This window comes from Desulfomarina sp. (assembly GCF_054039375.1).
Genome location: NZ_JBPLBA010000202.1, coordinates 1 through 19,471, shown reverse-complemented (window position 1 = coordinate 19,471; position 19,471 = coordinate 1). Strand labels below are relative to the sequence as shown.

The window sequence follows — 19,471 nt, the reverse complement described above, 5'->3', positions numbered from 1 at the left end:
CTCATGCAGACATTACGCCGGATTGGCTTGGCCGGCACATCAATGCCCAGGGCACAAATGGATACCATCAGGCTGAAATTATTTAAAATCGGTGCACAGATAAAGATAACAGTCCGCAAAATCTGGGTCTCATGCGCCAGCTGTTATCCTTACATGGACCTTTTTAATCAGGTGTATGCTAACTTGCAACAGATGCCGTTACGCTCCTGAGTAAATATTACGAGCGGAAAGACCCGTGTGAGATAATTGGATCGATCCAGTCGAGAATGATTATTTTTATCTCTGTAAGAATGTTTTTGTTCCCCCGTTTAAGCCGATTTTTTGATCAATTCATGGCTTACCCGTTGGGCAAATGAAAGCCACAGGCCTTGACACGGTGCTGAAACTGGAAAACCACGAGTATCGAATGGACCTGTGAAATATGCAGGCTAGTTACCGGGAAAAAAAGCCATGCGCATGCTGGAAGATCCGAATGAAGACCAAGCTGAGATCATGCGAGCATTTGGTTAGAAAATAGCCCGTGGGTTTTACAGGAAATCTAGTTTATCGTATTGAAATGACGTGTTTTTATCAAAAATATATGGAGAATCCTATAAACTCCTGATAAAGAGAAAAAGAAAAGCCGCTCCCAGAAAAAGCCTGAAAAATGACACGACTTCCGCACCTTGTCCCGATTTTCGGGAAAAGATACCCATGGTACCCATGAAGAGAGCGGCCAGGATAGCCGCGATTATACCGTTTATGTTTTTTGGCATTGTTTTTTTGTTCCTGTCTGAATTCAGTGACGGCCAGGGCCAAAGGCTCCAAATTCGTTGAAACTGCCAATCAGTGTTTACAGATTCAGGAAATTCTTGAAAAAAGGTGCGTGGTTCGAAGTGAAGAACGGAGGATCATTTTTAAGAATTTCAGCGATATCTCTGCTCCGTTTAAATCTGGTCTCGATAAAATGACGCACCGCCCGGCGGTTCCATTGCTGAGGGTGGGTAAAATTCCTGTACAGGGAAAGATCACCTTCATAAAAATCCGACAGCTCAAGGTGAACTGTTTCCATGCTGCAGACCGGAAGGTTAAAAATTGCCAGGTTGAGAAAGGAGATGCATTCCACATGGGTCCTGACAAAAGCAAGGGTGTCCTCGGCACTGGACTCGTCCTCGGCCGGAGTACCGAAAAGCAGATATATATAGGTGGAGATACCAGCATTTTCCAGGTTTTCAAGGATTTTTGCTGCGAGCTTCAGGTTAATACCTTTGTCCATTTTGTCGAGAACCAGCTGATTTCCTGATTCCAGACCTAGTTTCAGCATGACACAACCTGACTCCCTGAGTTTGAAGCAGAATTCCTTTTCGGACAACAGAGTGTCAAAACGGGCAAATCCGTACCAGGGTGCATTCGGTGGATTTTCTGCCAATGCCTTCAGGGTGGAGGAACTGAGTGCGTTGTCGAGAAAATGGATGAGGGCAGGAGATGTTTCTTCCACCAGGTGTTTCAGGTCGTTGACAGTTGTATCCGGTGGCACGTGACTGTATGGATTGTTTTCGCTTGTTTCCGGGCAGAAGGTGCATTTTTTCCAGAAACAACCTCTGGAAGTTGTATAGGGCAGGATAAAACCAGGGGAAAGGTAGCCCTGTTTCGCCAGGTCATTGAAAACAGGTCGCACATGATCATTTGCCGGGGATTTATTCAGCAGTCGCAGGAGCGGTGCTTCTCCTTTCCCGGGAATCAGGGCATCAATCAGGGTTCCAAAAGGGTTTTTCCACTTGGGATTGCTCAGCCATGTGGTTACCAGGCCGCCACCCAGGATGACTTTTGTTTCAGGATGTTTTTCCCTTAAATAGCCAATAATGGCAAAGGAGCAGAGGGCCTGGCTGAGGTAGTTAAGGGAGATGCCGACTGTTTCGGGATAATGTTGGTCGATCAGTTCGTTCAGCCTCATACTGAAGTAGGGAAAATAGATATTCCTGCTATAGTTGTGTGCCGCCTGCCGCAGGTCGTTGCTCTTTATTGGCGAAAGTTCCTGATCCACGTAGTTTGCCAGGGATAATTTCAGGCCAAAACGCTTTCCTTCATTTTCCAGCAGACGATTGATATCATAGACGGTCCGGGCATATCTGTCCCTGTTTGCATAAAGAGCAGGTGAACAGATGTCTCTCAGATTTTTTTCTCTGTTTTTAAGTGCCCGTCGACTCCAAGTGTCATGGGCCGGAGAGGGGTTTTTCAGGAGAAAAAAGAGTCCCTCGATATTCATATCAATGATATGGCAGGAAACATTCTGCTGTCTCAGGGCTGCCGCGAGATAAGGAAGGGAGGCTGGTGGTTCACACGGTTTTGCTCCCGGAGGGTGGAGGATAAGCATTGATAAGAAATCAGGTAATTGCTCACAGACACCTCGGCTTTTCACGGTCTCTTTTGTTCGCCGGGAAGTGCTATTGCGAAGAAGAGTCTGGAAGAATCTGTGACACCTGTGAGCAGTTGCAAATAATAAGGTTTATGACATTGGGGTTGATGGTATAAGGTGCCTGTCGCACCTTATACCAGACATGAACATATTTATGCAGGAAAAACTGCAGGATTGAGGTGGTAATTAGATGACAGAGTTCTTACATTCTTCTGCGGAAAAAAATAAAAAATTTCATTTTCACCTAAATCCAGTGTTTCAGAAAATGAAAAAAATGAATTGGTGTGATGTTACAATATGTTATGATATGTCTTTTAAGTTTGGTTATTCACTTTCTGAGTGAACATATATTTTTTCTTCTTCAGTCTCGTAACGTGGGATTGAGGGACAATACTTTTTATTTGGATTGAGATTATGATGACTGCTCTAAAAAAAATGGCCCCGTTTATCATGTTGATTATTGCCTTCTCCCTGATTGAAGGCGGTATAAACGCCAATTATGCCGATGCCCGCTCCCGAATGGGTGGGCGTACATTCAGAATGGCTCCAAGAAAAGCACCAACCAGATCGACCCAGCGTCTGAATAAACAGAATAACGGGTCATTTCGGCGGGGGCTGGCCGGCGGACTCCTGGGAGGTGCCCTGGGTGGTATGCTGTTCGGTTCAATGTTTGGCATGGGAGGAACAGGAATGGGTATCCTGCCCCTTCTTCTTCTGGCGGGTGGAGCATGGTATCTTTTCAGGAGAATGAACAGACCACGGAGGAATGCTTACTCTACTCGGGATGGTTTCAGCGGCCAGGGGGGGCCGGGTAGTTTTTTCGGGGGAGAAACGGGTGCATCGGGTGGAGTGCCGCCTGTTCCGGAGATGGTGGACCCGGTGGAGGAGGGTATTGCCCGGATCAGGGAACATGACAGGTCGTTTGATCCGGATCATTTTCTTGAAATTGCTTCCGATGTTTTTTTCAAGGTGCAGGCCGGCTGGATGCGGAGGGATCTGGATTCCTACAGGCATCTGCTCGGTGAGCAGCTGGCCCGGGAGTATGAAGAGCATTTTGCCGAAATGCGACACAAGGGTCATATCAACAAACTTGAAAGTATAGCCATCAGAAATGTGAAAATCGTGGAAGCGGGCAGTGATGGGGTGGAAGATTTTATTACCGTTCTTTTTTCCGCTAATCTGCTGGATTATACGGTGGATGACAGGAGTGGAGAACTGGTTGAGGGGTCCATGACCGAGCCGGTGAAATTCGAAGAAAAATGGACATGGGCAAGACCGGTCGGCACTGACAACTGGAGGCTGGAAGGAATCGCCTGATGAAGCAGGTGCATCTCCATGCTCACAGGTTGCAGGCTGAGTTTCATGGGCAAATAGAATTTCAAAAATATAAAAGGAGCAGTAGAAGTGGATATAAGTCAGTTTCGTCGCGAGTATCTGAAAGGGGGAATGTCCCGGGCGGACCTTGCGGAAGACCCGGTAAAGCAGTTCTCTCTCTGGTTTGATCAGGCCAGGAAAACCCATGTCCCTGATCCTACCGCCATGATCCTGGCAACGGTCGGTAGGAACGGCCAACCTAGCCAGAGAACGGTTCTCCTGAAATATTATGATGAGAACGGCTTTGTATTTTTTACGAATTTCGGCAGCCGAAAGGCTGCTGAAATAAAGGAAAACAATCGTGTCAGTCTGCTGTTTGTCTGGCTGGAACTTGAACGGCAGGTTATTATCAATGGTCGCGCGCAAAAAATATCCACAGCCGAGTCTGCAAAATACTTCATGACGAGGCCAAAGGAGAGTCAGCTTGCCGCCTGGGTGTCCAGCCAGAGCCACAGACTCTCCTCTCGTCAGATCCTGTTACAGAAATTTCAGGAGATGAAAATGAAAATAGGAGAGGGTAAAGTTCCTCTGCCGTCCTTCTGGGGCGGATACCGGGTTGAACCCACGGAGATTGAATTCTGGCAGGGGCGGAAAAGCCGTCTCCATGACCGGTTTCTTTATACAAAGGGGGATGAAAGCTGGTCGGTGGAACGACTGGCTCCATAACCCGGTAAACCGGCGTGATCGGACCTCAGGATTCAAATTAAGACCTGATTACGAACAAAACTCAACCTGAGAAAGCAGGCACATCCCCAATCCGGCTGAGTTCCATGGGTAATCAGAAATTTATGAATCTGCTTACAGGTGAGCAGTTCCATTTATATCAGGTAATTTTATGACATCAACAGTCCGGACAGGTAAGAAGTCTTTTTTGCGAAGAAGGTGGGTTAAAGTATCGGGAGGGGTGGTAATACTGATTTGCCTTTTCTTTCTTCTCCTTCCCTTTGGTGTTAAATACTACCTCACTTCCTGGCTGGAAGAAAACGGAGCCGATTCCGCGGACATAGAGAGCCTCTGGTTTAATCCCTTTACCGGGCGGATAACATTGGGAAAACTGGATGTGCGTCGGGATGGTAAGTCTCTTGTTTCCCATACCGATATTTCTTTAGACATCGGTATTCAATCCCTGTTTCAGCATGATTTCCATATTGAAAGCGCGCAGTATGAAAACCTTGTTCTTGATCTGGAACAATATAAAGACGGTCGCTGGCGTTTTGGTTCGTATACCGTGGCAGGAAATGATCAGTCAGAGGTCAAAGCGAAAACGGAATTGTCGGACTCAACTCCCTGGGGACTGCTTGCCGACAGGGTTGTTCTGTCAAAATGTCGTCTTAAACTGAAAACACCTCTGTACAAAGCGGATTTTTTCATTGATCATGCGGAACTGAAAAAATTTACCACCCATTCCGGAGAGAGGGCCGGGAAATTTTTCTTAACCGGAAGTTTAAATGGCGCTGGAGTTGAAATAAATCTTGATACCATAAAAATAGCACCACAGCTTCAAATCATTGGCGATATTCGTGTGGCGGAGTTTGATCTTGAGAACCTGTCACTCCTGCTTGCCGACGCTTTAAAATCCATTTCCGGCAAGGTGGGAGTGAACGGTCGGCTGCGTCTTACTGCCGGTGATGATATCCTTGTTGACTATGACGGTTCAATAACCATAGATGATCCCGCAGTCGGCAGCAGTGCTTTTTCCGCGCGGGGCCGGCAACTGAAATGGCAGGGAAAAACGCATTATGCAGGCCCTGCAGAGGGAGATATTGCTGTTGACCTGGACGGCCTGCTCGCTTCCGACGATTTTTCTTTTCAACTACCGGATAAAGAGTTCAGGCTGCAGGAGAAAAAAATCGCTGTTGAGGGAAAGAGCGGGATAAGGATCGGAGATGATGTCAAAGTTGAAAGTGAGGCCTCGATTCATCTCCAGTCTACGGACTGTCTGCTCCCCGCCCTGAAGATATCCAATGACAGCCTGCAATGGCAGGGGAAGGTTGTCTACAGCACAACCGACAATAATAAAAAACTGCCTGTTGCCTTTGATGGGCGGATAATTCTTGACGGTTTTTCTCTGTTTGATAGTGGGGGGCAGACCGCACTGGCTGCTTTTGAACATGTCACCATTGATGGTCTTGCCGGTTCTGATGGCAGAAAACTGACGATTGGCACTCTGGTCATGAAGGATTTTTCTACATCTGTTCAGGGTGAGATGCCTCTGGATATCAGTATCCCCGAAGTAGAGCTGCAACAGGTGGAAAATGTGGATTTTAAATCCCTGAAGGTGGAAGAACTGTCTGTGCTGCAACCTGTGGTTCAATCAAATATCAATGGTAAAAATCTGGCCGGAATCGGTAAAATGCGCGTAACCGGCATCGTGGGAGATCTTGAGAAGACCGGTTTTTCGGCCGGAAATATTTCCCTGCATGAACTTGCTTTCCTCGACACGGTCAGCCTCGATAAAGGTAATTTTTCATCTCTGTCGTGGGCGCCGGAAAGTGGTGTGAGCGGTGAGAACCTGAGTCTGGAAAATCTTCTTGCATCAATCGATCTTGATCAAAAAGGCGAGTTGAATATAAACCGTCAATTGCAGGCAATGCGTCAGGCTCCTTCTGGAGTTGACGACCAGGCAGGAGAAACAGAAGTTGTCGGCAACACGGGTGAACCATATCCCTTGAAGCTGGGAAAACTTGAACTGACCGGAAAAAACAGACTTTTATTCACGGATAATACCCTTGCCGTGCCGTTCACCAGTGAGCTGGTGCTGTCAAAACTGGAACTGGGCCGCCTTGATTCCACCCGACCCGAACAGAAGACGACTCTGGTGTTCCAGGGAGAGTTTGAAGAACGGGCTCCCATCAGTGTCAAGGGTGAACTTTTTCCGTTCAAATCTTCTCCCGCACTGGATCTTGATATAGAACTGAAAAATTATCCTTTGACTAATTTGTCGTCCTATACGGTTCAGTCTGTGGGGACGGCTCTGGCCGGGGGGCAGTTGCAGTTGAAGACAAGGCTGGTTCTGGCCGATGAGAAACTGGATATGCAGAATGAAATTCTTCTGAAAAAGCTGGAAACAGAAAGAATCTCAGAAGAGCTGGCCGCCGAACTGGATAATGAACTGCCGATTCCCCTGGACGCGGCCCTTGCCATGCTCCGGGACAGCAAAGATAATATTTCCCTGGATATTCCCATAGAGGGCCCCCTTTCTGATCTCGATGTGGGCATTTCCGATATACTTGTGACGGCCCTGGGGAAGGCCATTGTTCCCGCTGCGTCTTCGTATCTCGTCTATTCCCTCGGGCCATACGCTGCTCTGGCCTACGTGGGGATGAAGGTCGGGGAGAAAATGATGCAGGTTGAACTGCCGCCGGTGAATTTTAAGCTGCAGGAAGTTACTCTTACTTCGGAGCATGCCGATTATCTAAAGAGAATCGGCCAGATATTGAAAGACAGACCTAAAACAGATCTGCAGCTCTGTCCGGTTGTCGCCTCAAGAGAATTCCTCTCCCCTGGAGTGATTGCTTCCGTGAAAACAGAGAATATCGAGGTTGCGGAGAAGGACCGGCAAAGGCTGCTGGCCCTTGGAGAGCAGAGAGCAGCAGCAGTGCAGAACTACCTGGTGAAAACTTTTGGCGTGGAAAAGAGCCGTCTGCTGATCTGCGATACGAAAATAGATACGGACCGGGAAGCGGTTCCAAAAGTGTTGCTGCAGTTGTGAGCGATTACTTTCTTGATTACCCATGAAACTCAGCCGAATTGTGGATGTGCCTGCTTTATCAGACTGAGTTTTGTACGTAATCAGAATTACTTTTGAGCCGGTTCCCGGTCTATTGATGACTCCAGGTATCTGAAAAAAATCAGGTTAAATCGGCCACTCTCTGTTTTGCCGTTTCCAGATCAAAAAAGGCGGGGTCAAAACGAATTCCCGCAAGTTCAGACAATTCACTGTAGCCAGCATCTGACCGTTTTTCAGCGGTCTCAATCAGTGACTGGTACTCGTGGATATCTCCTACAGTTTCCGGAGGGCAGGCCTGTTCACCCGAGAGCAGTACCGGATTTCTGAAATTTTGGTCAGCGGGGATGATTTCTTCCAGTCGGATATCATGCTCCCATCCTTCCCCGGCGTCATAAAGGTAAGTGAACATGAACCCCATGTCTTCCTCCAAGGTGTGGAGTTTGAAATTACGTTCATCAAACCGTTTGCTTTCCGCAATTCCCGCCGTTCCCAATGTCGGTTCATAGCTGATTTTTCCGATGAGGAACTGGTGCACATGGGAGTCACTCCATCCCATGGCCAGTTGAATGACCCTGTGCAGAGTTGCCAGGGAAATGGAGCCGGGGACCGCTACGCGGCGCCAGATCAGGGGATCGGAAAACATTATGGAAATATCAAGTATATAACCGGCAACAGGTTTTTTCTTCTCTTTTTTTTCTTCCTTTTCCGGAAAAACACCGGTTATTACTCTGGCCATCGTACACCTCCTGATTTTGTTTAATTACTCACAGACATCCCGGCTTTTCAGGTTAAGGTATCGGACAGACCGGAACCTTTCCCTGGGAAGGATTATAGGTATCTTTCAGGATCGTGTCCAGTGACAATCATTTATCGTTATTGTACCGTTAATGGTTTTCTCTGGAGATTTCCTCCAGGCTTTCCAGGATAATGATTCTGAAAGCTTCACGGTTGTCGGAATCCGGATCTTTGTTATTTTTGAGTTGCTGGAAAAATCCCCGGCAGGTTTTTAATCTGCTGGTGGACCAGTCCCTGGTGTAGTTCCTGTTTGTTTCTTCGCTGGCAATTGATTCAGGGTAATCCCTCCTGCCGTGGGCCCAGTTGATGATGTGCCGGTAGTGGAGCAGGGCCCTGTTGAGAAGGACAAACAGCATTTCAATATTTTTGGCCGGACCCACCTGCACAACCTCTCCGCCCAGGGGAATACCGAGGATTTCCGCCTGTCCAGAGAGGTTTTCTCCGCTGAACATGGCACCCAGGGCGCCCGCCACACCACCAATTGCGGTGAACAGACCCAGGGAATGGCCAAGGGTCGCAATATCCAGGGTTGCCCCCAGGGTGGCTCCTCCCAGTCCTCCGGCAATGATCACCTGCTTCGGGGTCAGTCCCAGGAGTTGCCAGTTTTTTTCATCCAGGATATTTTCCCGCAGCAGGGAGTGGGAAGGCAACTGATAATTGAAAATATTGTGTTTAAAGAGCGCCCGGATCTGTTCCTGAGCCTGTCGTTCCTTTTCTTCGAGTTGTTTTTTGTACCTGATATAGAGCTTTTCCCGGATACGCTTTTCATCAGAGCCGGAACTGATGCTGCTGGTCAGTTTCAGGGTGAGGCAGTCTGCCAGAAGGTCGATAATAATATCGGCGCTCTGGCTGTTGCGTGCCCTCCATTCCCTTTTGAAGGCTTCAACGACCCGGGAGAGGGGATCATACCAGTCCTGGTCTATGGATTTCAACGCCTCGAGCAGTCGGATACGTTCGGCGTAAGTAGCCCTGTGGGCATTGAAAAGCTGGTTGGAATTAAAATTTTTCCTGAATTCCATCTTCCAGTTATCCAGATATTCAAAATTATCGTCCTTGCAGTTGATGATGGCCATTCGTGGTTTTCCGGTGAGGCGAAGGATCTCCATTTCCATTTTATCCACATTGCGCAAAGGCCGGGAGCCGTCGACCACATAAATGATACCGGCTCCCCGTTCAACCGGGGTGAGGAGTTCAAGATCGTCATGAAGTTCGGGGATATCTTCTGCAATTGATCTGAATTCCCTGAGAAGTTCATCCCCGTTTTTTTCCAGCTTTTTAAAACAGCTCAGGACCCGGGCAGGGTTCTGAAAACCTGGTGTATCGGTAAAACGCAGGATTTCATGCCCGTCAATGGAGACCGGGAAGGTGCGACACTCAGTTGTTTCCCCCGGTGTTGAACTTATCCGGACGGAATCGTCTTCGGCCAGGGTGGAAAGAACCGATGATTTTCCTTCGTTCGGATGGCCGAGAATGGCAAATTCGGGGACGGTTGTTTTCATTTTTCTTTTTCCGGATTAAGGGCAAGGAGCTGGAGAAAAGGATCGCCCAGACCGTTTATTTTTTTTAACCATATTGCATACTCACTTTCTGTCACGGGAAAAAAATCAGTACCTGACGGACGACCGACAAGGCCTACAGTTATTATTGTTTCCCGGCGTAATGATCTTCGTAATTCCCGGAGCCAGGTGAGAAAATCAGTCAGGGGAACCATCCACCCCTCCATGATGAGAAAAAGTCCGGTTTGACTGTCCCGGTTTTTTTCTGCCAGTTCCTGAATGATTTCCCGGTCCGTATCGTAATCCGTCATAAAAACCGAGATCTGTTGTGGAGTAAATCCGTGTTGCTGTAAAAGAGTTCGTATTTTTGATTCGGGAAAGAGTGGTGCTATATCATCGGCGACCAGGACAGTCTGGGGAAATGTCCGGTTGCGCTCCGATGATGCGGGACTGACACTCTGGACACTTTTTTCCACAGGTTTTTCCTGCTCCGGACGGGCCTGGGTTGAGAAGAGTGGTGTTGTCATCCTCTGCACGGTCCTGCGGCAGGCGGCAGAGCGACATTGATATCTGTTGAGTGCCCTTTTTTCCATTATTTTCCCGATAATATAGAGGAGCAGCCTGAAAAAAAGGCCGTAGAACACGAGAGAGAATACCAGAAACGGCCACCACGAAACCAGGTTTTCTGTTGCCAGCATATAGATCCCTTCCTTGAGGACGATTCGGCTGCCTTCAATCTGTCCAAGAGAGGGAAATGCAAGGGATTCGGGGATAAACCATGACCAGGGAAGGGCCATAAAGCTGATGAGTTTATGGAGCGACAGTGCACTGAACTGCAGGGTGGACTGCCAGCCGAAGGCCAGATCGTTTGTGCCGATTTTCAGCAGGGTGGCACCAAGGAGACCACCGTTAAAGGAGAGGGCGAATATCTGGGCCAGATTGAAAAAGGGCCAGTAGAACAGTGAACCGTACAGCTTACCCCTGGAGGCGACAATGCCAAGGGCATGGCTGAAGCTCAAACGCTTTTTTCCTGGAAGGTGTCGACGCCACTGCCTGGAGAGGAGATCGGCACCTTTTTTCAGCAGGCGGCTAAAGAAGAATCGATAAAATGAAGGCAGCATATTCTTACTGCGGATTTTCCTGATAAACAGTGAACTTATAAGCAAACAGGTGAGCAGTATCTGGGAAAAGATAAAGAAGAGAAGAAACTGAAAAACATTGATCGGTGTTGTTCCGGAATAATGAAAAAAGGAAAGACCGGCCCCGGTTCCTGATACAATTCCGAAAACAAGAACCAGTATGCGGGTCAGGAGATGAGCGTCGGAGAACAGTTTTCCGGGGCTTCTGGACTCTGTATCTGAAAATTCGCGGCTGAGGGTTGTGTCGCCACAGTCGGGGTTTTCACTGGTTTTTTGTGGTCGGGCCATGGAGTCCGGCCACGCCGGTTTTTCCGGGAATTCCTGCTTGAGACGTTCTGTTAACCAGCAGGCGATAAGCTCTTCATCTTTCACGGTTTTTTGCGTGTTTTCTGCAAAATTTTGCAGGTATATGTCCCGGTCTCTTTTATGAAGCTGTTTTGAAGCCATCTTCGCATCTTCATGAAGGAGATATTCAAGATCTATTATATCCTGGTATTTCCATCGCCGTCTCATTGAATCAATATACCTCGTTTCTTTCTTTTCTGACTGTTAAAATGGCGGAGAGCTGGTAAAATTTACCGTTTTCTTTTTAAAAGGATGGATGAATTCCAAAAAGGTGGCATGGAGAAGCATTCTGTCACCGTCATTTCCGCTGCCGTAGAGATAGTCTCCGACAATGGGGATCCCGAGACCCTTCGGATGAGCGGCATGGAGGCGGAGCTGGTGGGTGCGACCCGTCAGGGGGATGAATTCCACCCTGGTCCGTTCCATCGGTTCAATACCCAGATTCCGCCAAAATGTTACGCCGGTTTTTCCGTGCAGCGGGTCATGGATCTGCTTTGGTCTGTTATCGGGATCAAGACGGAAGGAAAGGGTAATTTTGCCTTCTTTTCCGGAGAGAATTCCCTCCAATATCGCCTGGTAATATTTTGTGACCGAGCGATTTTCGAACTGTATTGACAGGTTACGGTGGGCGGTTTTTGTCATGGCAAAAACCATAAGACCGGAGGTGTGCATATCCAGTCTGTGAACTGCCGGTTGATCAATCATATCCGGAAAAATCTGTTGAAGTCGTGTTACGATACAGTCCTGTCTGTCTGCTCCCCGACCGGGGACGGAAAGGAGGCCCCCTGGTTTGTTGACCACAACAATATCATCATCATTGTAGAGGATGTTTTTTTCCATTCTGAATTCATAAGCATTTCGTGGTAATACTACCCGGTTTTTTGAATACATTCTGCAATTGTCGCACCTAATCGTTTGATTCCTGTCCGGATCGTTTCTTCGTTGGCGGAAACAAAGCTTAACCGCAAACAGTTGGAATTCTGGTCGTCTCTGTAAAATGGATCGCCGGGAACAAAGGCAACACCGTTTTTGATTGCCGCTTGGAAGACTTCCATCGCCTTCATATTTTCCGGGAGTGTTACCCATAGGAACATGCCGCCTTCCGGATCAGTTGCAGTGACTTCCGGCGGAAAAAACTCCCTGATACTCTCTTCCATGGCCTCTTTCTGGCTACCATATTTTTGTACGATTTTTTCAATATGCTTATCCAAATCGTTATCGATCAGGAACTGGTGTATAATAGCCTGGGTAAAATGGCTGGTATGCAGGTCTGTTGCCTGTTTTGCGGTGATGAGTTTTTCCATGACCGGAGATGGAGCAACAAGCCAGCCAAGACGGAATCCCGGGACAATGGTCTTGGAAAAGGAGCCGAGCAGGATTGTATTTTCAGGAATCAGGGATTGAAAAGATGGTTTGGGTTTTCCACTGAACCGTAGTTCTCCGTACGGGTCATCTTCAATGAGAAAAGCAGTAGTTTTTTCTATTGTCGCCGCAAGTTTCATTCTGTTTTCTGTGGAGTAGGTGATGCCGGAGGGGTTCTGGAAATTGGGAACCGTGTAGATAAGCCTGGTTTCATGAGAGTCGAGTGTATGTCGAAGCGTTTCACAGTCCATCCCCTCATCCGAAACCGGTACGGGAAGAAAAAGGGGCCGGTAAATAGAGAAAGCCTGTATTGCCCCGAGGTATCCCGGTTTTTCAATAATGAGTCCGTCACCGTGATTGAGCATGATTTTTCCCAGGAGATCCAGACCTTGCTGGGAACCGCTGGTGATCAGGATATTTTCAACGGGAATATGCAGATTGTTCTTGCTGCGGTACCTGGCGGAGATATATTCTCTGAGTTTTACATAACCTTCCGTGGTGGCATATTGAAAAACAGTGTTGTTTCCTTCGGAAAAGAGTTTTTCCGTAGCCGCCTGCAGTTGTTCAATGGGAAAAAGGTCGCTGTTGGGTAGTCCTCCCGCGAAGGAGATAATAGCGGGATCTAAAGTGACCTTGAGAATTTCCCTGATAAAGGATCGTGGAATATCGTTAATACGGTCAGAGAACATTTTTTTATTTTTCATTTTTTCGTCGGTCCGTCCATGCGTTGAGCCCGCAGAGCAGAAAGCCGAGAATCGGCTCGCATTTTGAGCTGCAGGATGAATAAAAATGGCCATGTTGCCTGCTTTTCGACCTGTTTTCCTTCCCCCAGAAGAATTCTGCAATACCCAGCGGTTTGATATTGAGTCTGGCTGCCTGGTTGAGCAGTTTCGGACCACAGCAGTCGCCGGTGCCGGTGGGAATCCCCGCCGGGCCGCAAAACGCCTCGCGCAGAGTGGCTGTTTCTCCTTGAAAATTAGTCAGTCGGTAAAGGCCATGGATATGTTCCATCAACAGGCGCGATAGTCTTTTACGTTCCTGTTTGATGGAATGCCATTCCGTACTATGGAGAGACTCTCTCTCGAGTTCTTTTCCCAGTGTCTTGATTCTTTTTTCCGCGGGGTTGTTTAACTGCATAAATTCATGCACATCAAAAAGAGGTGGTGCCCATCCGGGTACATTCCATAGAGAGTTAAATTGTCCGGAAAAGGCATAGAGGAGGGCAGTTTTTCCATTTTGCCGGATTCCTTCCAGAACGCCGAACATTTTTCCCCTTGATTTTCCGAAAAGATCTTCGGTTGTCAGCAGATGCCTGTGCCGTGGTGTGGCCTGAAACAGTTCTATGGTCCGGTATTGTTCCAGTTTTTCCATGAGGCTGTAACATGCAGCAGCAACAGCATGCGAGCTTCCCAGCCGGTGGACTGTTCCACAGCGCCTGCAAAACCCCGAACTTCCCGTTGCCGGGGGAATCACTTTACAGCTTTTCAAACTCATTTCTCAAATAACATGCGTTTTTTTCTGAACTGGGCTACTAGTGACTGGAACAGTATCCCGATTTCCGGGAAACAAATTCACTCATCAGGTATTTACAGAATGCAAAGTCACAATACAAAACATGCCAGAGAAAGAAATGAAAAAAAACATCTTTGAAGATCTTGGCCCTGATCGGGTTCTTACCCTTGTGGAAAAAAGTCTCGGGGTTCGGTGCACAAATCTTTTTCGTCCGTTGAACAGCTATATCAACAGAGTCTTTGAACTGGAACAGGAGGAAGGAAGCGGTTTGATCATTAAATTTTATCGGCCCGGCCGCTGGACAAAGGCCGCCATCCTGGATGAGCATGATTTTCTTCTTGATCTGGCTGCACAGGAGATCCCGGTAATATCGCCCCTTGTTTTTCGGGATGGAAGCACGCTGTCGGATTTCCAGTCATTTTATTATGCCGTTTTTCCAAAATGCGGTGGCAGAAGTTTTGATGAATATGATGATGAACAGTGGCTGCAGCTGGGCAGGCTTCTCGGACGGGTGCACAGTGTCGGAGCAACAGGAGAGGCAAGTCATCGGATTCAGATGGGGCCGGAGCATTCCACCAGGACGCATCTTGAGTATCTTTCTGCGGCGGATTGTGTTCCATCTGATTTCAAAGCCCGGCTCCGGGAGTCCATTGAACGGATTATCAATAAAATATCCCCGCTTTTTTCAGATATTGAAAACATACGTATCCACGGTGATTGTCATTTCTCCAATATGATTTATCGTCCGGGAGAATCATTTTATATTATTGATTTCGATGATATGGTTATGGGACCACCGGTGCAGGATATCTGGATGCTGCTCCCCGGAGGGGTTGATGAATCATTTGTCGAGATCGATTTCTTTCTGGAAGGGTATGAGATGTTTCGTCCCTTTGACAGGCGGACACTGCGGCTCATTGAGCCCCTGCGCGCCATGCGTTTTGTCCACTACATGGCCTGGTGTGCTCACCAGGTGGAAGAGGATGGGACCACCCGGGCCGTTGACGGGTTTGGTTCCCGGGAATACTGGCAGCAGGAGATTGCGGATCTTGAAGATCAGCTTGTGCGGATAGACGATGCACAAAACCTGAGCGGACAGTTCAGGAGTTGACGGCATTAACTTCCCAGGTTGTCAGCCGAAAAAATAATCACGAAGCCGTCATGGAGTCAGGACGGTGTTTTTTCATTACACCCGCATCCTGCCGATTTTCAGCATATCGGCAATATTTGCCTCGGGATCGATTACCGGTACAATTTGATTGCTGCTGCCGGTAAAAAGGGTTGTGACCCCCGGTCCGTGACCGGCCCGCAGACAGTCACTGTGGACGACAATACCAATCGAAACACTGTTTTTTCTGTATGCCCTGCCGAAGCTGTTGTCATGGTCAAGGAGGGCGACAAAATCTCCGAAGCGGATCTGGTCAAGTTTGTAGGTGGTTACAGTCTCCGGATCACTGGTCATGATATCGTAGTCTCCCGATGCCACATGGGGAGAACCCAGGCCGGAACCCATGCAGGTGGCTGGAACCAGGGTGGTGACGGGAATATAAAGCTTTGAATCTTTTTCCACAATATTCATCTTCCCCGGCAGCTCCGGATCGAGATTGTACAGTCTTATCTTCGGATAATCAGTGAGCTGCAGTCCCTGCCCTCTGGTGCGGACCATGATTGTATCGTCATAACTCATTTTTTCCATGGTCTCCACGGGAAAATCGATCATGATATGCTCGGATCCCCCGTGTTTTCCTGTTACAATTCCCTCCGCACCCTCCGCTTTGCCGGACAGAATGGTTGCCCTGTTACCTATACAGCTGTAGATTTGCAGGGAGTCATTGGGAAAATCATTTCTTTTTTCTGCGTTGGCCGTGCAGCTTACTCCAGGTTCAATGTGATCGCCGGCCAGGCCGAAGGCGGAATCACCCACAAGCACATTGAGTGTGATGCCGCCGATGGATGGCAGAATGAATGGAGCACCATCATGATCCACCTGGAAAGTTCCACGGGTCCTGGGGGGGCCCGGCCTGCACTGCATCAGCATTTCAACAGTTTTTTTTGAATTTGTTTTCAGCATGGGAATATGGAATTGTGTTTCTGAATGTGCCCGGTCACAGAGCTAATAACTCTTTTCTGTTATTATGCGGCCTGCATCCGCACAGTGAAGAAAAATGTTGTACCGATTCCCGGAGTGCTTTTCAGCCAGATTCTGCCATTCATCATGTTGACCAGTTTCGCACAGATTGCCAGTCCCAGGCCGGCACCCTCATGTTTTCTGTTCATATAATCTTCAGCCTGGGTGAACGGTTCAAAAATATCATTCTGCAGGTCGGGGGGAATGCCGTTTCCCTGGTCAGTCACCGAAAACAGCAGCTCAATACCATCGTTCGGCAGTTTCTTTTTCTGCTGGATTCTTATTGTGATGGTTCCGAACTCGGTTGCCTTGATGGAGTTGTCGATCAGGTTGGAGAGGATTCTGGCGAGAACGAGCTGGTCTCCGAAGAGCATGGTGTCCATGATATCAGAGGGGATCTCAAGATCCAGTCTCAAGCCTTTGTCGATAGCGCCTGGTTTTATAGTGACAAAGAGTTCTTCAAAGAGATCAGCCAGGTAGAAATGAGAGGGTTTGAAATCATTTTCCCCGGCTTCAATGGTGGAAAAATCGAGGATCTGGTTGATCAGTTTCATCAGCCTGTCTGCGGACTGGCTGACCATGTTTACATATTTTCTTTCCGCGGGAGGGATATTGGAATGGGCGAGCAGATCTGTAAAACCGAGAATGCCGTTCATCGGTGTCCGTAATTCATGGCTCATGGTACAGAGAAAAGCAGTTTTGGCCTTGCTGCCTGATTCTGCCTTTTCCTTGGCTTTTTTCAGTTCCCGTACCAGATGTCTCTCGCGGAAAACACGATTCAGCTTGGCTGCAAATTCATCTTTTCTGAAAGGTTTTTCGATAAAGTCGGAAGCTCCTTCACGAATGACATCAATATACGAATAGAGTCTGCTGTACCCGGTCATAACAATGACATTGGTCTCCGGATAATTCTTTCGTATCTGCTGCAGGAGTTCCATTCCGTCCATCTCCGGCATTGCCATATCGGTAATGACAATACTGACAGGTTCGGTTTCCATCTGCTTCAGTGCATCTTTGCCGTTTTCGGCACTTCTGCAGCGCAGGTTCTGCAGGGCCACATAACGCTCAACAAGGGAACGGTGTGGCTGGTCATCGTCAACAATCAGTACTAGATCATCACTGTCCATGGGAGTTCCTGAACGGTTGCGGCTGCTTTATCCTCCTGTGTAATTACTGTGTACTAGCTGATTAGACTATATTTTTTCCAGTTCCGCAATAATTTCCGTACATTTTTGATGTGCCCGCTGCATGAGCTGTTTGGCCTCTTTCAGGATTGTTTCGCGATAAACTTCATCTTCAATATCCTTCATATTGATCAGGACATTCTGGTAGGCTCCCCATATGCCCGTTTCAAGAGCCTTTGCTCCCACCTGCGTGTCGGATTTTGAGGCAGGGTTACCGTAGCGGGCCACCTCATGCAGACTGTCCCACGCCTTGTTTCCCAGGCGCATGGTGGTGAGAGGGACATTGATGGCTGTTTTCAGGCCGGCCTGCATTTTTTTAAAGCGGGCCTGTTTTTCCTCTTCACTGTTTTGACTCATTCTCACCCCTTCGACATATTCGTTGAAGGCTGAGGTGTCAGCGTCGATCATGGGAATAAGTTCCCTGGTCAGTTCATGCAGGCCGGGGATGACTTTCATCATATGGGGCTGTACATCTTCAAAGCGTCGCACGCCATATGTCAGCTTGGCGACCATCGCGCCCAGGCCGACGCCCACAGCGGCAATAGCAGCCGAGGCTGAGCCGCCGCCGGGGGCGGAGGAGCGTGAACCTATCTCTTCGATGAAATTCCGGACACTGAGGTCAGCCAGAGGTTCATCGGGCTGCTCGGCCACAATGTACTCAATAATTCTCTCTTCCGGGATAAAGGGTGAAATGGAATTCAGGCCAAGTCGTTCCACGGCCAGCCTGATTTTCTGGTCTTCTTCATAGATAAAGAGCTGTTCCTGTTCAATATAATAGTCAGCAGCCATTAAAAGTGATTCCAGGGGGACAATGCCGACTATTTCTGACCCGGTTACGGCTACCCGCAGCAGTTTTGCCTCGTGCTTCACCTCTTCATAGAGGAGATGAATCGGGGTAACCCGGTAGTCATTGAGGTTGACTGTCACCTGGGCCACATTATATTCATTGACAAACCAGCCCATCCCCTTGACTTCTCTGAGTCGTCCCGGTTCGTTTTCTCCACGGCCCGCCTCCCGCAGGTTGAGGGCAATGCGGTGTGCCTGGTTTGGCGTTCCGAGGATATTGACATTGTAGGCAATGAGAAACATACGGGCACCGGTGGCGGTGGCTCCCCATTCGGGTACGAATTCCACAGGCCCGTAATCCGGTTTCCACCTGGGGTCCTTCAGCCGTTCCCGCAAGCCCTCGTATTCTCCTTCACGGATGTCAGGGAGTTTGCGCCGATATTCTTCTTTTGCACTTGCTTCATAGAGGTAGAAGGGGATATGGAGTTCCTCTGCGGCTGCAGCGGCAAATTTTTCCGCAATTTCAGCGCACTCCTCCATGGAAACACCTTTAACCGGAATAAAGGGGCATACATCCATGGCGCCGAAGCGCGGATGTTCACCACTGTGCTGACGCATATCTATTTTTTCCCTGGCTACGCGGGCAGTGGCCAGGGCACCTTCAATTATACTTTCCGGATTACCCACAAAGGTATAGACCGTTCTGTTGGTGGACAGGCCTGGATCAACATCAAGGAGGGTGCAGTCCGGAGTCTGTCGGATCGCCTCGGCGATGGCTTCAATGGTTTCTCTGTTCCTTCCTTCCGAAAAATTGGGTACGCATTCAACTATTTTTTTCATTTTCCTGTCACCTTTTTTCCTGAAATATAGACTTCTTTCACCGGAGATACACCGCCATGGTAGGCAAGGATCGCCGGGGATTCCCCGTCCAGCAGCAGGAAATCCGCGCGTTTTCCAAGGTCAAGACTGCCGACTGTCTCTGCCCTGTCAATGGCATAGGCACTGTTCAAAGTTGCGGCTGTGAGGGCTTCAGACGGGCTCATATCCATATTCATGACAGCAAGACCAATGATAAAGGGCATTGACTCAGTATAACTGGAGCCGGGGTTGCAGTCTGTGGCCAGTGCTACCGGCAGACTTGCTCCGATCATTGCGCGGGCCCTGGCATAGGGTTTTTTCAGGCTGTAGGCTGTACCCGGAAGCAGGGTGGCAATGACACCGGCTG

17 protein-coding genes are annotated in these 19,471 nt (G+C 48.5%); 5 read left to right on the top strand and 12 right to left on the bottom strand.

Annotated elements, in window-relative coordinates:
- Nucleotides 1-3: 3 nt before the first annotated feature.
- Nucleotides 4-210: a transposase gene (locus ACXLDX_RS11665; protein WP_457577360.1), complete on the top strand. Its 207-nt coding sequence runs from the start codon at nucleotides 4-6 to the stop codon at nucleotides 208-210.
- 380 nt (nucleotides 211-590) lie between these two features.
- Here ACXLDX_RS11665 and ACXLDX_RS11660 read toward each other — a convergent pair whose 3' ends face one another.
- Both ACXLDX_RS11660 and ACXLDX_RS11655 read right to left on the bottom strand, forming a co-directional pair.
- Nucleotides 591-755, bottom strand: coding sequence for a hypothetical protein (locus tag ACXLDX_RS11660; RefSeq protein ID WP_457577359.1), 165 nt, complete (start codon nucleotides 753-755; stop codon nucleotides 591-593).
- 77 nt (nucleotides 756-832) lie between these two features.
- Nucleotides 833-2,353 carry a B12-binding domain-containing radical SAM protein gene (locus ACXLDX_RS11655; protein ID WP_457577358.1) on the bottom strand — a complete coding sequence of 507 codons (1,521 nt, stop codon included), beginning with the start codon at nucleotides 2,351-2,353 and terminating at the stop codon, nucleotides 833-835.
- 456 nt (nucleotides 2,354-2,809) lie between these two features.
- Here ACXLDX_RS11655 and ACXLDX_RS11650 point away from each other — a divergent pair, with 456 nt between their 5' ends.
- The 3 genes from ACXLDX_RS11650 (at nucleotide 2,810) to ACXLDX_RS11640 (ending at nucleotide 7,481) form a co-directional block, all read left to right on the top strand.
- On the top strand, nucleotides 2,810-3,712 hold the full coding sequence (locus tag ACXLDX_RS11650) for a Tim44 domain-containing protein (RefSeq protein WP_457577357.1): 903 nt from the start codon (nucleotides 2,810-2,812) through the stop codon (nucleotides 3,710-3,712).
- An 87-nt stretch (nucleotides 3,713-3,799) separates the two neighbouring features.
- The gene (gene pdxH, locus ACXLDX_RS11645; RefSeq protein ID WP_457577356.1) at nucleotides 3,800-4,435 is read left to right on the top strand and encodes a pyridoxamine 5'-phosphate oxidase; all 636 of its coding nucleotides are present in this window, start codon (nucleotides 3,800-3,802) and stop codon (nucleotides 4,433-4,435) included.
- A 169-nt stretch (nucleotides 4,436-4,604) separates the two neighbouring features.
- A complete protein-coding gene (locus ACXLDX_RS11640) occupies nucleotides 4,605-7,481 on the top strand; it encodes a DUF748 domain-containing protein (RefSeq protein WP_457577355.1) in 2,877 nt (958 codons plus the stop codon).
- Between the two features lie 139 nt (nucleotides 7,482-7,620).
- On the opposite strand, the gene ACXLDX_RS11635 is transcribed toward ACXLDX_RS11640, so the two are convergent.
- The 6 genes from ACXLDX_RS11635 to ACXLDX_RS11610 form a co-directional block, all read right to left on the bottom strand.
- Nucleotides 7,621-8,235, bottom strand: coding sequence for a plasmid pRiA4b ORF-3 family protein (locus tag ACXLDX_RS11635; protein ID WP_457577354.1), 615 nt, complete (start codon nucleotides 8,233-8,235; stop codon nucleotides 7,621-7,623).
- Nucleotides 8,236-8,383: 148 nt separating this feature from the next.
- On the bottom strand, nucleotides 8,384-9,793 hold the full coding sequence (locus ACXLDX_RS11630; RefSeq protein WP_457577353.1) for a GTPase/DUF3482 domain-containing protein: 1,410 nt from the start codon (nucleotides 9,791-9,793) through the stop codon (nucleotides 8,384-8,386).
- The gene (locus ACXLDX_RS11625) at nucleotides 9,790-11,442 is read right to left on the bottom strand and encodes a DUF2868 domain-containing protein (protein WP_457577352.1); all 1,653 of its coding nucleotides are present in this window, start codon (nucleotides 11,440-11,442) and stop codon (nucleotides 9,790-9,792) included. Before ACXLDX_RS11625 ends, ACXLDX_RS11630 begins: the two co-directional genes overlap by 4 nt.
- Nucleotides 11,443-11,478: 36 nt before the next feature.
- Nucleotides 11,479-12,114, bottom strand: a complete 636-nt coding sequence (locus ACXLDX_RS11620) for an RluA family pseudouridine synthase (RefSeq protein ID WP_457577351.1) — start codon at nucleotides 12,112-12,114, stop codon at nucleotides 11,479-11,481.
- A gap of 29 nt (nucleotides 12,115-12,143) precedes the next feature.
- Nucleotides 12,144-13,340, bottom strand: coding sequence for an aminotransferase-like domain-containing protein (locus ACXLDX_RS11615; RefSeq protein ID WP_457577350.1), 1,197 nt, complete (start codon nucleotides 13,338-13,340; stop codon nucleotides 12,144-12,146).
- Nucleotides 13,330-14,007 carry a hypothetical protein gene (locus ACXLDX_RS11610; protein ID WP_457577349.1) on the bottom strand — a complete coding sequence of 226 codons (678 nt, stop codon included), beginning with the start codon at nucleotides 14,005-14,007 and terminating at the stop codon, nucleotides 13,330-13,332. Before ACXLDX_RS11610 ends, ACXLDX_RS11615 begins: the two co-directional genes overlap by 11 nt.
- 259 nt (nucleotides 14,008-14,266) lie before the next feature.
- On the opposite strand from ACXLDX_RS11610, the gene ACXLDX_RS11605 reads away from it, so the two are divergent.
- Complete coding sequence (locus ACXLDX_RS11605; protein ID WP_457577348.1) at nucleotides 14,267-15,259, top strand: serine/threonine protein kinase; 993 nt, start codon at nucleotides 14,267-14,269, stop codon at nucleotides 15,257-15,259.
- A gap of 75 nt (nucleotides 15,260-15,334) precedes the next feature.
- On the opposite strand, the gene ACXLDX_RS11600 is transcribed toward ACXLDX_RS11605, so the two are convergent.
- The 4 genes from ACXLDX_RS11600 to ACXLDX_RS11585 form a co-directional block, all read right to left on the bottom strand.
- Nucleotides 15,335-16,219: a DUF4438 domain-containing protein gene (locus tag ACXLDX_RS11600; RefSeq protein WP_457577347.1), complete on the bottom strand. Its 885-nt coding sequence runs from the start codon at nucleotides 16,217-16,219 to the stop codon at nucleotides 15,335-15,337.
- 62 nt (nucleotides 16,220-16,281) lie between these two features.
- A complete protein-coding gene (locus ACXLDX_RS11595) occupies nucleotides 16,282-17,403 on the bottom strand; it encodes a sensor histidine kinase (protein WP_457577346.1) in 1,122 nt (373 codons plus the stop codon).
- A gap of 66 nt (nucleotides 17,404-17,469) precedes the next feature.
- Nucleotides 17,470-19,086 (bottom strand): glutamate formimidoyltransferase, encoded by a 1,617-nt coding sequence (ftcD, locus tag ACXLDX_RS11590; protein ID WP_457577345.1) that lies wholly within the window; start codon nucleotides 19,084-19,086, stop codon nucleotides 17,470-17,472.
- The coding region (locus ACXLDX_RS11585; RefSeq protein WP_457577344.1) for an amidohydrolase family protein at nucleotides 19,083-19,471 on the bottom strand (389 nt) is incomplete at its 5' end. The genes ftcD and ACXLDX_RS11585, both read right to left, overlap by 4 nt.

Excerpts from the sequence above, each read along its gene's own strand:
- ftcD (WP_457577345.1), bottom strand. The coding sequence starts at position 19,086 with ATGAAAAAAATAGTTGAATGCGTACCCAATTTTTCGGAAGGAAGGAAC.
- ACXLDX_RS11620 (WP_457577351.1), bottom strand. The coding sequence starts at position 12,114 with ATGGAAAAAAACATCCTCTACAATGATGATGATATTGTTGTGGTCAAC.
- ACXLDX_RS11650 (WP_457577357.1), top strand. The coding sequence starts at position 2,810 with ATGATGACTGCTCTAAAAAAAATGGCCCCGTTTATCATGTTGATTATT.
- ACXLDX_RS11640 (WP_457577355.1), top strand. The coding sequence starts at position 4,605 with ATGACATCAACAGTCCGGACAGGTAAGAAGTCTTTTTTGCGAAGAAGG.
- ACXLDX_RS11610 (WP_457577349.1), bottom strand. The coding sequence starts at position 14,007 with ATGGAAAAACTGGAACAATACCGGACCATAGAACTGTTTCAGGCCACA.
- ACXLDX_RS11595 (WP_457577346.1), bottom strand. The coding sequence starts at position 17,403 with ATGGACAGTGATGATCTAGTACTGATTGTTGACGATGACCAGCCACAC.
- ACXLDX_RS11600 (WP_457577347.1), bottom strand. The coding sequence starts at position 16,219 with ATGCTGAAAACAAATTCAAAAAAAACTGTTGAAATGCTGATGCAGTGC.
- ACXLDX_RS11660 (WP_457577359.1), bottom strand. The coding sequence starts at position 755 with ATGCCAAAAAACATAAACGGTATAATCGCGGCTATCCTGGCCGCTCTC.
- ACXLDX_RS11625 (WP_457577352.1), bottom strand. The coding sequence starts at position 11,442 with ATGAGACGGCGATGGAAATACCAGGATATAATAGATCTTGAATATCTC.
- ACXLDX_RS11605 (WP_457577348.1), top strand. The coding sequence starts at position 14,267 with ATGAAAAAAAACATCTTTGAAGATCTTGGCCCTGATCGGGTTCTTACC.
- ACXLDX_RS11655 (WP_457577358.1), bottom strand. The coding sequence starts at position 2,353 with ATGCTTATCCTCCACCCTCCGGGAGCAAAACCGTGTGAACCACCAGCC.
- ACXLDX_RS11665 (WP_457577360.1), top strand. The coding sequence starts at position 4 with ATGCAGACATTACGCCGGATTGGCTTGGCCGGCACATCAATGCCCAGG.
- ACXLDX_RS11635 (WP_457577354.1), bottom strand. The coding sequence starts at position 8,235 with ATGGCCAGAGTAATAACCGGTGTTTTTCCGGAAAAGGAAGAAAAAAAA.
- ACXLDX_RS11615 (WP_457577350.1), bottom strand. The coding sequence starts at position 13,340 with ATGAAAAATAAAAAAATGTTCTCTGACCGTATTAACGATATTCCACGA.
- ACXLDX_RS11630 (WP_457577353.1), bottom strand. The coding sequence starts at position 9,793 with ATGAAAACAACCGTCCCCGAATTTGCCATTCTCGGCCATCCGAACGAA.